Raw genomic sequence first — 13,469 nt, forward strand, 5'->3', positions numbered from 1 at the left:
CTCCAGCTAAAAACCCATCCCAAAAGAATCAAATATGATGTAAACATAGTTGCATCTGTTCTTGGGAGTAAAGAAAAGTACCATTGCTTGCTACAATGTCCAACGTCATATCCATAAATTCAGAGGTAATTCGTGCAAGTTTATTTAGTAGGTGGCGCAGTTCGAGATCAATTGCTCGGCATTGACAGTTATGACAACGATTGGGTGGTAGTCGGTGCCACACCAGAAATAATGCTTGCTCAAGGATACACTGCCGTCGGAAAAGACTTTCCTGTTTTTCTTCATCCTAAAAATAAAGAAGAACACGCACTTGCACGAACCGAAAGAAAATCAGGCTCAGGTTACACGGGCTTTGACTGTTTCTTCGATCCAAGCGTAACGCTAGAAGAGGATTTGATTCGCCGTGATTTAACCATTAACGCCATGGCGATGGATGATAGCGGCCAGCTGTACGATCCTTATGGCGGCCAAGCCGATTTGAATAATCGCATATTGCGTCATGTATCGGATGCTTTTGTGGAAGATCCCCTTAGAGTACTTCGGGTCGCACGTTTTGCTGCAAAACTTGCCTCGCTGGGATTTACGGTAGCAAAAGAAACCATGCAACTCATGCGCGACATCGCAGACTCTGGTGAACTCAATACGCTAACCCCAGAACGCGTGTGGCAAGAGTGGCATAAATCGCTTTCAACGCCTCGTCCCGATGTGTTTTTATCAGTGTTGCGAGATTGCGGCGCGTTAGCCGTCGTGCTACCAGAAATCGATGCGTTGTTTGGGGTGCCTCAACCTGAAAAATGGCATCCAGAGATCGATACGGGTATCCATACGTTGATGGTAGCAGAGCAAGCCGCAAAGCTGAGCACGTCCCTCCCTGTTAGATTTGCCGCACAGGTGCATGACTTAGGGAAAGGTGTGACACCAAAGAGCGAATGGCCAAGCCATAAAATGCATTGTCATACCGGTTTAAAGATAATTAAAAAACTGTGCGAACGTGTACGTGTACCGAATGAATTTAAAGAGTTAGCGCTCATGGTCTGCGAGCAACACTCCAACATTCATCGCGCCGCTAAGTTAAAGCCGCAAACCATCATCAAAATCCTGAACAAGTTTGATGTATGGCGCAAGTCGGAGCGCCTAAAAGACATTCTAATTTGCTGCCAAGCGGATCATGCAGGCCGCAAAGGTTTAGAAGATCTACCGTATCCACAAGCGGATATTTTCATGCTGGCCTATCAAGCAGCGGCATCAGTAGATGTGCAAGCCATCATTCAGGATGGCTTCAAAGGTCCAGCTATTCGTGATGAACAAGAAAAACGACGTATTGAAGCGGTCAAAGTCGCTTTAAATAAGTAACGCCAAAACAAAAACGCCCGCTCAATTGAGCGGGCGTTTTTATTTTCAAGGATTAAGCACTAAGCAAGAATGCAAATAGGCCCACACCTAGAATCAGACGGTAAATCACGAATGGCGTCATGCCCATGCGTGAAATCATCTTCAAGAAGAAGTGAATACAGATGTAAGCGCTAATAAATGAAGTCAGAATACCAGTCAGCAAAAAGCCAACGTGCACAGGCTCACCGCTGGTAACCAGCTTCATGCCCAAGTAGCTACCAGCTAATGTGATGATAGGAATCGACATCAAAAATGAAAAACGCGCTGCCGCTTCACGAGTGAAGCCAAAATATAGAGCGGCAGTAATCGTTGCGCCAGAACGTGAAGTGCCAGGGATCATCGCAAGTGCTTGAGCTATACCAATAAACACCGCTTTCTTCCAGCCAGTTTGGTACTCATCGGCAACAAGCTTGGCATTCTTATCCACCCACCAAAGCAACAAACCGAACACGATGGTGGTTGTCGCAATCACATAGGCACTGCGCAGGTAGACTTCGATAACGTCTTTCATCAGCAAACCGAACACACACGCCGGAATCGTCGCGATCACGATCATCCATGCCAGTTTTGCTTCTTTACTGCGGTCACCTTTGAAGATCGAAGCAAACAATGCTTGGAATAAAGTGATCACTTCGTGGCGGAAATAAATTACAACCGCCATCAATGTGCCGACGTGTACTGCCACATCAAACGCTAGACCTTGGTCGGCCCAGCCGAAAATAGCAGAGGGTAGGATCAAGTGCGCAGAGCTGGAAATGGGCAAAAACTCTGTCAGACCCTGAATCAGAGCCAAAATAAAGGCTTCAAAATAACTCATGTAAACAACTCAAATTTAAAGTGAAAAAGAAACTGGTTTGAGTGAATCAACTGGCTGCATAGCATGCCAAATGTCGGCTACAGTGCGTCCATCGCCGGGGATCACTAAATGAGGTTCGAGATCATACAAGGGCTTTGTGACAAAAGGATATTTGTAGATATCACTGCGAGGTAGCTCCGGTTTTTGTGTCGAGATGCACTCACCGAAGAGCACTATATCGAGATCCAGTGTTCGATCCTGATACTTTTGCGCATTTTCCTCACGCCCCCACTTATATTCAATCTCACGTAAGTGGTGACTCAACTCTTCGAGTGACAACTTTGTGCGCATCGCAATCACAAAGTTGTAGAAGTTTTGGCTACTAAAGCCGATAGGTTCACATTCGTATATCGGTGAGACGAGGAGATCTTCGCCGAGCCTCTGCAACTCGAGATAGGCAACCTTAGCGTGTTGCTCTCTGTCTATGTTTGTCCCCACACCGATATAAGTGGTGATCATGCTTGGCCTCGTTCAATCACAACCCCAACAGATCGTGCCTGAGGAACGGCGCCCGGTTTCGCTAAACGAATCTTCACCCAAGGAACGCTGAAGCGTTGCATGATAAGTTCTGCAACTTCTTCCGCCACGCGCTCTACCAACAAGAAGCGACCATTTTCAATATGATTTAATACTGCTTCACTCACCTGTGAGTAATCTAAGGCATCTTGAACATCATCACTTTTACCCGCAGGCTTGTTGTCGTGCGCCATTTCAATATCCAGAACCAACTTTTGTTTAATTTGTTGTTCCCAGTCATACACGCCAATCGTGGTGATTACTTCTAACTGTTCAATAAATACTTTATCCAGAGCCATCTTATGTCCTTCTTTACAGAGGTCGGATACCCGTCAGGGGTAATTTGATCGTAATATTCTATACCTAAGTAACCTTTGGCTAGGTCATCGAAATGTTACTTAGGTATAAACTGCGCTGCATCTTTATATACAAGAACTCACATAATGCAAGCTCTATCGCAGAGAGTATTTCAGCTCACCGCTGAATCAGGCTATGATACCAACTACGCGGGAACTGAGCATTAATTTCCAATCCATCAAGGACTTCTATGGACGCACTGGCACTAATAATGACAATGGCCGCCTACTTACTGGGTTCTGTTTCCAGTGCGGTGTTGATTTGTCGCCTGTTAAAACTGCCAGACCCTCGTAACGTTGGCTCAAACAATCCAGGCGCGACCAATGTATTGCGCATTGGCGGAAAAGGCGCGGCCGTATCGGTGTTGTTGTGCGATATGCTCAAAGGGACGATTCCAGTTTGGGGGGGGTACTTTCTTGGTATCGATCCTATCATTCTTGGCGTTATTGCTATCGCGGCGTGTCTTGGTCACATGTACCCAATTTTCTTCCACTTTAAAGGGGGTAAAGGCGTCGCTACCGCGCTTGGTGCCATTGCTCCAATTGGCTTAGACCTCACAGGCCTAGTTATGCTGACTTGGCTCTCGGTTGCAGTCCTGTTTCGCTACTCTTCCCTTGCCGCACTCGTCACGGTGTTAGTCACACCGTTTTATACTTGGATGTTCAAACCGCAATACACCCTGCCCGTTGCCATGTTGTGTTGTCTAATCGTGTTTAAACATCATCAAAACATTCGTCGTTTACTTTCGGGTGAAGAGCCTAAAATTGGTGAAAAGAAACTGACAGAAAAAAACTCGGCATAACGCCGAGTTTTTAAATGCATTTTAAGCGTGAACTTTGTTTAGGAAGCTCAACAACATCTGATTCACAAACTCGGGCTGTTCAAGCGAGCTGATATGACCCGCTTCAGGAATCTCCACCAACTCACTGCCCGTAATGCAGTCATGCATTAGGTAAGATTCAAATACCGGACGCGGCTTATCTTCTCGACCAACTGCGATCAATGTTGGCAGTGCGAATTTTTCTGCATCTTCAATTACATCACGTCGCCCAAACACCATGCGACCGATACGAGCAACTTCTACAGCTCGCTCACCTGTTAGCGATTCAAGGCTTTGTTTAAATGAAGCGACCAATTCTGGGTGAACTTGATCCGCGTTATTCGCAAAGAACAGTGGTGCAACGGCTTCGATAATAGGCTCAGGAACACCTTGAACTTGGCTGATGGTATCTAGCATCGCAAAGTATTTTTTATGCGTCACTTCTGGTTCCCAACCAATAAAGGTATCCATCAACACCAATGACTTCACTCGTTGTGGGGCTTGAGCGGTCAGTTCCGCGCCCCACATGCCGCCAACAGATAAGCCAACAATGGAAAATTCGTCGATTTCCAAATGATCCATTAGCGCCAGCATGTGTTGGGCATAATCAACTAAAGACGTGGTCGAAGCAGGAGCGGCGTCCGATTCACCATGCGCCCATAAGTCAGGCACAATACAACGATAGGACTGGCTCAAAACTTCAATTTGAGGCGCCCACATTTGGCAATCCCACAAATAGCTATGTCCAAACAGCAGCACAGGCCCTTCGCCTTTGTCTAGGTAAGCAAGTTGCTGACCTTCAATTTCAAACTTCTTCATTGTTATATCCATTTATTATTCTTCCGCGCCATCCTATCACTGAACACAAAGAAAACTGCTCACATCAGTCTGGAAATCTCGCGCCTTTTTCTTGGGAAAATAAACCACAAAAACAAAGGCCTCTATAAATAGAGGCCAGTCAATATATAAGGTTTGATTACGCGATTGGCGTTAGCTGGTCAATTGGCCAGCGCGGACGCGCTTCTACCGACATATCTGCAACTTCACCGTTCTTCAAACGTTGCATACCTGCATACGCAATCATTGCACCGTTGTCAGTACAGAACTCGGTACGTGGGTAATACACTTCACCACCGATTTTCTTCGCAAGCTTCTCAAGCTCTGCACGCAAGCGGCGGTTCGCACTTACACCACCAGCAATAACGATACGCTTCATACCGGTTTGCTCTAATGCTCGCTTACATTTAATTGCCAACGTTGCACACACGGCTTCTTCAAAAGCGTACGCAATATCAGCACGAGTCTGCTCGTCATCGCCATTCGCTGCAATCGTGTTTGCCGTGAAGGTTTTCAAACCAGAGAAACTCATATCCAAACCCGGCACATTGGTCATTGGTCGTGGGAACTTAAAGCGACCCGGAGTACCTTTCTCTGCTAGCTTAGATAACAGAGGACCGCCTGGGTAATCTAGCCCCATCAGCTTAGCCGTCTTATCAAATGCTTCACCAGCTGCATCATCAATGGATTCGCCTAGAATCTTGTATTCACCAATGCCTTTTACTTCCACCATCATCGAGTGACCGCCAGAAACCAACACTGCCACAAATGGGAATGGTGGTGGGTTGTCTTCTAGCATTGGCGCAAGTAAATGACCTTCCATGTGATGAACAGGAACAGCAGGCACACCCCATGCATAAGCAATGCTGCGACCGATGGTTGCACCCACTAGCAAAGCACCAACCAAACCAGGACCGGCCGTGTAAGCCACGCCGTCGATGTCTTGGGATGTTAAGTTTGCTTCTTTTAGTGCCTCTTTAATAAGAGGAATGGTTTTCTTTACATGGTCACGTGAAGCCAACTCTGGCACCACGCCGCCGTAATCCGCGTGAAGTTTTACTTGGCTGTAAAGCTTGTGCGCCAACAGGCCTTTTTCATCGTCGTAAATCGCGATTCCTGTCTCGTCACAAGAGGTTTCGATACCAATAATGCGCATGGTTTTCTCAGTATGCTTTCTGTATAGAGGAAATTTGGGCGTCATATTACCTCGCCTTGGTGCTTCAAACAAATTTTGTACAGACAATAAACGACAAAAGGCTTTACAAAGCCGTTGTGATCGGATTAAAATTCCGCACCATTTTTGATCAAGCTGGTAAGTGACCAAACAATTATGATTTGGTCTGTTGAATGCCAGCGTTAACGAATAACCCCTGAGGTGAAAGGCATATGCCAGTAGTTAAAGTACGTGAAAACGAACCGTTCGACGTTGCTCTACGTCGTTTCAAGCGCTCTTGCGAAAAAGCAGGTATCCTTTCTGAAGTGCGTCGTCGTGAGCACTACGAAAAACCAACTACAGTTCGCAAACGCGCTAAAGCAGCAGCTCAAAAGCGTCACGCTAAGAAGCTAGCTCGCGAAAACGCTCGTCGCGTTCGCCTGTACTAATAACTGAGCTCCCAAAAGGAATTTAGTTATGGCTCTCATTGATCAACTCAAAGAAGAGCAAAAATTAGCGATGAAAGCCAAGGACAAATTGCGCCTTGGTACTATTCGTTTAGCCTTAGCAGCAATCAAGCAACGTGAAGTTGACGAGCAGATCACTCTGAACGATGACGACATTCTTGCTGTGTTGACTAAAATGGTTAAGCAACGTCGCGACTCTGTTACGCAGTACGAAGCAGCGGGTCGTCAAGATCTTGCTGATGTGGAACAAGCAGAAATTACAGTTCTTGAGGAATTTATGCCTCAACCACTGACAGAAGAAGAAGTTGCTGCTCTTATCGAGAAAGCAATTGCAGAATCTGGTGCAGCTGGCATGCAAGACATGGGCAAAGTAATGGGCGTTCTGAAACCACAAATTCAAGGGCGTGCAGATATGGGTAAAGTAAGCGGTTTAGTTCGCGCTAAATTGGCTTAATACCCCACCCAATTGCAGCAAGCCGTGCTATCCTTTGGAACGCACGGCTTGTTTGTATCTGGCAGAATGGAATAAAACAAAGTCTCGCACATGCTTTTCTCTATAACCCATTCACACCAATCATGATTTTTCTTTTTTGTTAGGTTTTATGGCTGGACACATCCCTCGCAGTTTTATTGATGACCTTCTAGCTCGGCTTGATATTGTCGATATTATCGACGCACGCGTGAAACTTAAGAAAAAAGGCAAAAACTACGGCGCTTGTTGCCCATTCCACAACGAGAAAACACCGTCATTCAGTGTGAGCCAAGAGAAGCAGTTCTATCACTGTTTTGGCTGTGGTGCACATGGCAACGCCATCGACTTTATGATGGAGTTTGAACGCCTAGAGTTCGTTGAAGCGATTGAAGAACTTGCCTCTTATCTAGGTTTGGACGTTCCTCGTGAACAACGTAGTGGTGGCGGTGGGCAGTTCAATTCTGGACCGCAAGCAAGCAGCAGTGAAAAACGTAGCCTATACGATTTAATGGGTAGCATTGCCCAGTTTTACCGTAACCAACTCAAGCAACCTTCGAGCAAGGTCGCGATTGAATACCTAAAAGACCGTGGTCTATCTGGTGAAATCGTTCAGAAATTTGGCATTGGTTATGTGGCTGACGAATGGGATTTAGTCCGTAAAAACTTCGGCCAGAATAAAGACAATCAAGACATGCTTGTCTCTGGTGGCATGCTGATTGAAAACGACAAAGGCAACCGTTATGACCGCTTTCGTGGTCGTATTATGTTTCCAATTCGTGACCGTCGTGGTCGAGTAATTGGCTTTGGTGGTCGAGTACTTGGTGAAGGTACACCAAAATATCTCAACTCACCGGAAACGCCAATATTCCATAAAGGCAAAGAGCTTTATGGCCTGTACGAAGTGTTACAAGCGCATCGTGAACCAGCACAAATTTTGGTGGTTGAAGGCTATATGGACGTTGTCGCTCTGGCTCAATACGGCGTAGATTATTCCGTCGCTTCGCTAGGCACTTCGACAACGGGCGATCATATTCAAATGTTGTTCCGCCAAACCAATACCGTTGTGTGTTGTTACGATGGCGACCGAGCAGGTAAAGAAGCGGCATGGCGAGCGTTAGAAAACGCACTTCAATTCCTCAAAACCGGGAACACATTGAAGTTCTTATTCTTACCTGATGGGGAAGACCCAGACAGCTACGTTCGTAAATACGGCAAAGCCGCGTTCGAGCAACAAATAGAACAAGCGACACCACTATCGAGCTACCTTTTTGACAACTTGATTGAGTTACACCAAATTAATTTGGGTAACAACGAAGGTAAGTCTGCGTTGAGAGCATACGCTAGCGCCTTGATTGACAAGATTCCTGACCCATACTTTCAGGAGTTGCTCGAAAAACTATTGGATGAGCGCACGGGGTTTGATAACCGCCTACGTCAGCCTCGTAAAAAGATAAGTGAAACTCGACCTCAACCGCACAAAGAAATCAAACGAACTCCTATGCGTGAGGTTATTGCTCTACTTATTCAAAATCCGAGCTATGCTCAAATGGTACCGGACCTTTCCTCAGTGAGAGACTTATCCATACCAGGCCTAAGTTTATTTGCAGATGTACTTGATAAATGCCAGGCGCATCCCCATATCAACACAGGCCAATTATTAGAGCACTGGCGCAACAGCCAGAATGAGGCACTTCTGTCTCGTCTTGCGAGCTGGGATATTCCGCTCGACGAAGACAACCAAGAAGAAATATTTTTAGACTCACTGGATAAAATTATTGCCCAGTGCGTAGAAAAGCAAATTGAAAACCTGCAGGCCAAAGCAAGAAGTGTCGGTTTATCAGCCGAAGAGAAAAGGGAGCTGCTAGCACTTATGCTAGATTTAAAAGCGTAACCCTGTTTAATTAGTCAGCAACAATTTAATTTGTTATAGTAAGTGGTTTGCATTTCGCATACTGATTCCTTCACCAGATTACGAAGTTGGATACCGTCTATGGATCAAAATCCGCAGTCACAGCTAAAGTTACTTGTTATTAAAGGCAAGGAGCAAGGCTATCTGACCTACGCCGAAGTAAATGACCACCTACCTGCTGAAATCGTAGATTCAGAACAGGTAGAAGACATCATTCAGATGATCAACGACATGGGTATCAAGGTAGTAGAAACTGCTCCTGATGCTGATGATCTAGCACTGAACGATGACACAAACATTACCGATGAAGATGCAGCTGAAGCTGCAGCAGCAGCACTTTCTAGCGTAGAAAGTGAAATTGGTCGTACAACAGACCCAGTTCGCATGTACATGCGTGAAATGGGTACTGTAGAGCTGCTGACTCGCGAAGGCGAAATCGACATCGCAAAACGCATTGAAGAAGGTATTAACCAAGTTCAATCGTCTGTTGCTGAATACCCTGGCACTATTCCTTACATCCTAGAGCAATTTGATAAGGTTCAGGCAGAAGAACTTCGTCTGACTGATTTAATCTCTGGCTTTGTAGATCCTGACGCTGACGATACAGCAGCGCCAACCGCGACTCACATCGGTTCTGAACTGTCTGAAACTCAATTAGAAGAGGAAGACGAAGAAGACCTAGAAGATGATGAAGAAAGCGATGACGATTCAGATGATTCGGAAGAAGATGTAGGTATTGACCCAGAGCTAGCGCTTGAGAAATTCAACCAGCTACGCAGCACATACCAAAATCTTCAGCTAGCGATCAATGAGTACGGCTACGACAGCCCGAAAGCAACCGTTGCTAACGAAATGATGCTAGACGTATTCAAAGAATTCCGTCTAACACCAAAACAGTTCGACCACCTAGTGAACGAACTTCGCACAGCAATGGATCGCGTTCGTACTCAAGAACGTTTGATCATGAAGTCTGTGGTTGAATACGGCAAAATGCCGAAGAAATCGTTTATTGCCCTATTCACTGGTAACGAATCAAGTGATGCATGGCTAGACGAGATCCTAGCATCTGACAAGCCATACGCTGAGAAAATCAAACGTAACGAAGAAGAGATCCGTCGTTCAATCGCTAAGTTAAAAATGATTGAAGAAGAGACATCTCTAAACGTACAAAACATTAAAGACATCAGCCGTCGCATGTCTATCGGTGAAGCGAAAGCACGCCGTGCGAAGAAAGAGATGGTTGAAGCGAACTTACGTCTTGTAATTTCTATCGCGAAGAAATACACCAACCGTGGCCTACAATTCTTGGATCTAATCCAAGAAGGTAACATCGGTCTGATGAAAGCGGTAGATAAGTTTGAATACCGTCGTGGTTACAAGTTCTCGACTTACGCAACGTGGTGGATCCGTCAGGCAATCACTCGTTCAATCGCGGACCAAGCACGTACGATTCGTATCCCGGTACATATGATCGAAACGATCAACAAGCTAAACCGTATCTCTCGTCAAATGCTACAAGAGATGGGTCGTGAGCCGCTACCGGAAGAACTGGCAGAGCGTATGCAAATGCCAGAAGACAAGATCCGTAAAGTACTGAAGATCGCTAAAGAGCCAATCTCAATGGAGACACCAATCGGTGACGACGAAGATTCGCATCTAGGTGATTTCATCGAAGATACAACGCTAGAACTACCGCTAGACTCTGCAACAGCAACAAGCCTGAAAATGGCTACAAAAGATGTACTTGCAGGCCTAACGCCACGTGAAGCGAAAGTACTTCGTATGCGCTTTGGTATCGACATGAACACTGACCACACTCTAGAAGAAGTTGGTAAACAGTTCGACGTTACTCGTGAACGTATTCGTCAGATCGAAGCAAAAGCTCTACGTAAACTTCGTCACCCTAGCCGCTCAGAAACTCTGCGCAGCTTCCTCGACGAATAATAAAGCGTTGGACAAAAAAGGTGACCTTAGGTCACCTTTTTTATTATCACTGGTTCTAAGTGGATAAAAACTAAGCGCAATTGCCCTAGTTGCTATCTAGACACCTTGCAATGCTTCCCCTATAATCGTTGACCTATTAAGGCCCCTTAGCTCAGTGGTTAGAGCAGTCGACTCATAATCGATTGGTCCCCAGTTCAAGTCTGGGAGGGGCCACCACTCTCTCTTCTATTTATGTCTACCGACGTCTATCTACCCCAGTAAAATCAATACGTAGCAAACAATCTTTGTCTATAGCTGTCTATGCTCATCTTGTAACATCCACGTTTTAATGTACCATCGAATGTACCAACGGATAAATATCGACTATTTTGGTGGTACATCATGGCAAAAAGAGTAGTCCCTTTAACTAACACCCAAGTTAAACAAGCTAAAGAATCCGACAAAGAATACACTCTCTCTGATGGTGATGGCCTTCAATTGCGTGTTAAAACGAATGGCACAAAGTTATGGATTCTGAAATACACTCATCCAATAACCAAAAAAAGAAACAACATAAGCTTTGGTAGTTTTCCTGATGTCTCTCTTGCCGAGGCAAGGAAAAGACGTTCTGAAGCAAAAACTCTTTTAGCTCTCAATATCGATCCAAAACAGCATAAAGATGAACAGCTTTTAAAAGAAAGAGCAGAGCTTGAAAATACCTTTGGTAAATTTTCTGATAGATGGTTGGCACTCAAGAGAGAGAGCGTAAAACCAGAAACAGCAGATAAAGCTTATCGTGCTCTTGAGAAACATATCCTACCTAAACTTGGGAATGTCCCCATCCAAGACATCAAACCCAGAACGGTACTCAGTATTCTTGAGCCAGTAAAAGCACAAGGAGCTTTAGAAACAGTTAAAAGACTATGCCGTATAATCAACGAGGTGATGCGTCTTGCTGTAGCGTCAGGTGACATTGAAGCAAACTACCTAGCAGACATCACCAAGCTCTTTCCGGCCCCTAAACGCCAGCATATGGTAACTATCGAACCAGAAAGGCTACCAGAGTTGATGCAAGCTATAGCTGGTGCAAACATTACACTATCTACTCGTTGCTTACTTGAGTGGCAGCTACACACGATGACAAGGCCAATTGAAAGCGCTACAGCACGTTGGCAGGACATTGATTTTGAAAATAAAGTGTGGGTTGTTCCTGAAGAAAGAATGAAGATGAAGCGTCCCCACACAATCCCTCTTACAGATCAAACTTTGGCACTTTTAGAAATAATGAAGCCAATCAGTGGTCATAGAGAATTCATTTTCCCAAGTAACAAAGATCCGAAAAGCCATGTAAATAGTCAGAGTGCTAATATGGCGCTGAAAAGAATGGGGTTTGAAGGACAATTGGTTTCTCATGGGCTAAGAGCATTAGCAAGTACCACTCTTAACGAGCAAGGATTCAATCCTGACGTTATTGAAGCCGCATTAGCTCATGTTGATAAGAATGAAGTTAGGAAAGCTTATAATCGAGCAGAGTATCTTGAGCAACGCAGAAAGCTCATGTGCTGGTGGAGCGATCATATCACCGCTTCTGCTGAGGGAAATGTATCACTCGCGAGAAGAAAAGGGCTTAAACTGGCAGGGTAATTCAGTTCTATTGACCTGCTCCCCATATGGAAGTGTGTTGCTTGAGCGTATTAATTGAGAGATTCAGAATAGATAACACTATCATTGAACAGGTTAGGTCAATCACGCTCTAGTTAAAGATTAAAAAATCCACAAAGGAGGACAAATCCTCCTTTGTTGTAATCTGGCAATTAATGAACCTAATCATTAACAAATAAGTCGTGAACGTCGTATAGTTTCTCAACTAAAGACCATGAAATGAAACTAATAGAGTGTTGTTCTAACGATCAGAAGGGCTACCAATAAAGTATCCTCCAATACTAAAATAAATAAGGCACCACACAGCGACAAGCAAAGTGATCCTTATCCAGTATGGTACGAACTGATACCATTTAGCGCTAAAGCGATTACAAAAAGTTTCCTCTAAAGATTCCATCAGATCCATTGCTACCTCAATACCCTCCTCCATAACAGCATTTGATTCGTTGGGATTAAGTTTGGTGCGCAATGACACCAAAGTATCGGCAACAATAAACTCTTTGTGAGTCCGTTTTAGCAAGTATGCTTTCTTCGTTTCAAGGCTACTCGTCAGAGCTGCAACCTTTCCTTCATACTGGTATTTTTTACTAGAAGTTTTATCAACTTCATGCATAAACTCTTGAGTTAACGTAATTAACTCTTCAAGCTTTTTTATACAACCATCTATTGAGGATCTACTTTCATTTCTCAGAGCGATACGATCCGCATTGTACAAAACGATACCCCAACCTAAGACAGTGAGAAACGGCGCAAGGTACCCTTTAATCAATTCCATGACCACTTTTACTCCTCTTGAGCAGCTTTCTCTATTTCTTCCCAGCATGTACCTGCAAAGCTAGGTAGCTTGTCATGAACTATTGTCAGTTTATTTCTCAGCTCCTCGAGACTAAAACGCTCATCTCTAATTAGCCCGCCGAATGCCTCTGAAACGAACGAAGGGCCATAGCGGTTGTAACCCGTCAAATCGACAGTAACATGACTATGATCTCTTAAGGCGGGTGCAAGCAGCTCTTCTCTAAAAGCTTCACCACTACCATCTCCTTCCCTACGATATCGCCATTTTGGCCTTGGGTGGAATTGTTCAACTACTACAATTGTCTTCATT

Annotated in this window: 14 protein-coding genes and 1 tRNA gene; 8 read left to right on the forward strand and 7 right to left on the reverse strand. The window is 44.8% G+C overall.

Annotated features, from left to right (window positions below):
* Positions 1–132: 132 nt before the first annotated feature.
* Positions 133–1,353 carry a multifunctional CCA addition/repair protein gene (locus ACF8OV_RS09040; RefSeq protein ID WP_203504984.1) on the forward strand — a complete coding sequence of 407 codons (1,221 nt, stop codon included), beginning with the start codon at positions 133–135 and terminating at the stop codon, positions 1,351–1,353.
* 52 nt (positions 1,354–1,405) lie between these two features.
* Here the strand turns inward: ACF8OV_RS09040 and ACF8OV_RS09045 are convergent, their stop codons facing one another.
* From ACF8OV_RS09045 to folB, 3 genes are read right to left on the reverse strand one after another with little or no spacing between them, the layout of a single operon-like run.
* Positions 1,406–2,209, reverse strand: coding sequence for an undecaprenyl-diphosphate phosphatase (locus ACF8OV_RS09045; RefSeq protein WP_203504986.1), 804 nt, complete (start codon positions 2,207–2,209; stop codon positions 1,406–1,408).
* Positions 2,210–2,224: 15 nt separating this feature from the next.
* Positions 2,225–2,707, reverse strand: coding sequence for a 2-amino-4-hydroxy-6-hydroxymethyldihydropteridine diphosphokinase (gene folK, locus ACF8OV_RS09050; RefSeq protein ID WP_021454013.1), 483 nt, complete (start codon positions 2,705–2,707; stop codon positions 2,225–2,227).
* Positions 2,704–3,063 carry a bifunctional dihydroneopterin aldolase/7,8-dihydroneopterin epimerase gene (folB, locus tag ACF8OV_RS09055; RefSeq protein ID WP_005465889.1) on the reverse strand — a complete coding sequence of 120 codons (360 nt, stop codon included), beginning with the start codon at positions 3,061–3,063 and terminating at the stop codon, positions 2,704–2,706. Before folB ends, folK begins: the two co-directional genes overlap by 4 nt.
* A gap of 248 nt (positions 3,064–3,311) precedes the next feature.
* Between folB and plsY the strand changes: the two genes are divergently transcribed.
* Positions 3,312–3,923, forward strand: coding sequence for a glycerol-3-phosphate 1-O-acyltransferase PlsY (plsY, locus tag ACF8OV_RS09060; protein ID WP_005479185.1), 612 nt, complete (start codon positions 3,312–3,314; stop codon positions 3,921–3,923).
* 21 nt (positions 3,924–3,944) lie between these two features.
* On the opposite strand, the gene ACF8OV_RS09065 is transcribed toward plsY, so the two are convergent.
* Together ACF8OV_RS09065 and tsaD are read right to left on the reverse strand one after the other, a co-directional pair.
* The gene (locus ACF8OV_RS09065; RefSeq protein ID WP_045605699.1) at positions 3,945–4,760 is read right to left on the reverse strand and encodes an alpha/beta fold hydrolase; all 816 of its coding nucleotides are present in this window, start codon (positions 4,758–4,760) and stop codon (positions 3,945–3,947) included.
* Between the two features lie 157 nt (positions 4,761–4,917).
* On the reverse strand, positions 4,918–5,934 hold the full coding sequence (tsaD, locus tag ACF8OV_RS09070) for a tRNA (adenosine(37)-N6)-threonylcarbamoyltransferase complex transferase subunit TsaD (RefSeq protein ID WP_011105657.1): 1,017 nt from the start codon (positions 5,932–5,934) through the stop codon (positions 4,918–4,920).
* A 230-nt stretch (positions 5,935–6,164) separates the two neighbouring features.
* On the opposite strand from tsaD, the gene rpsU reads away from it, so the two are divergent.
* From rpsU to ACF8OV_RS09100, 6 genes are all read left to right on the forward strand, one after another.
* Positions 6,165–6,380, forward strand: a complete 216-nt coding sequence (gene rpsU / locus ACF8OV_RS09075; RefSeq protein WP_001145625.1) for a 30S ribosomal protein S21 — start codon at positions 6,165–6,167, stop codon at positions 6,378–6,380.
* 28 nt (positions 6,381–6,408) lie between these two features.
* Complete coding sequence (locus tag ACF8OV_RS09080) at positions 6,409–6,852, forward strand: GatB/YqeY domain-containing protein (protein ID WP_005453780.1); 444 nt, start codon at positions 6,409–6,411, stop codon at positions 6,850–6,852.
* A 148-nt stretch (positions 6,853–7,000) separates the two neighbouring features.
* On the forward strand, positions 7,001–8,761 hold the full coding sequence (gene dnaG, locus ACF8OV_RS09085) for a DNA primase (RefSeq protein WP_203504988.1): 1,761 nt from the start codon (positions 7,001–7,003) through the stop codon (positions 8,759–8,761).
* Positions 8,762–8,860: 99 nt separating this feature from the next.
* Entirely contained in the window at positions 8,861–10,723 is a 1,863-nt protein-coding gene (gene rpoD, locus ACF8OV_RS09090; protein ID WP_005453778.1) for an RNA polymerase sigma factor RpoD, read from the forward strand.
* Between the two features lie 140 nt (positions 10,724–10,863).
* Positions 10,864–10,939 (forward strand) — tRNA-Ile (locus ACF8OV_RS09095).
* Positions 10,940–11,104: 165 nt separating this feature from the next.
* Positions 11,105–12,346 (forward strand): integrase domain-containing protein, encoded by a 1,242-nt coding sequence (locus ACF8OV_RS09100; protein ID WP_032477059.1) that lies wholly within the window; start codon positions 11,105–11,107, stop codon positions 12,344–12,346.
* A gap of 259 nt (positions 12,347–12,605) precedes the next feature.
* On the opposite strand, the gene ACF8OV_RS09105 is transcribed toward ACF8OV_RS09100, so the two are convergent.
* Both ACF8OV_RS09105 and ACF8OV_RS09110 read right to left on the reverse strand, forming a co-directional pair.
* Entirely contained in the window at positions 12,606–13,139 is a 534-nt protein-coding gene (locus tag ACF8OV_RS09105; protein WP_148522925.1) for a hypothetical protein, read from the reverse strand.
* An 8-nt stretch (positions 13,140–13,147) separates the two neighbouring features.
* On the reverse strand, positions 13,148–13,468 hold the full coding sequence (locus ACF8OV_RS09110; protein ID WP_032477057.1) for an STAS-like domain-containing protein: 321 nt from the start codon (positions 13,466–13,468) through the stop codon (positions 13,148–13,150).
* Between the last annotated feature and the right edge of the window lies 1 nt (position 13,469).

This window comes from Vibrio sp. GLN_1 (assembly GCF_043106015.1).
Classification (GTDB): Bacteria; Pseudomonadota; Gammaproteobacteria; order Enterobacterales; family Vibrionaceae; genus Vibrio; species Vibrio parahaemolyticus.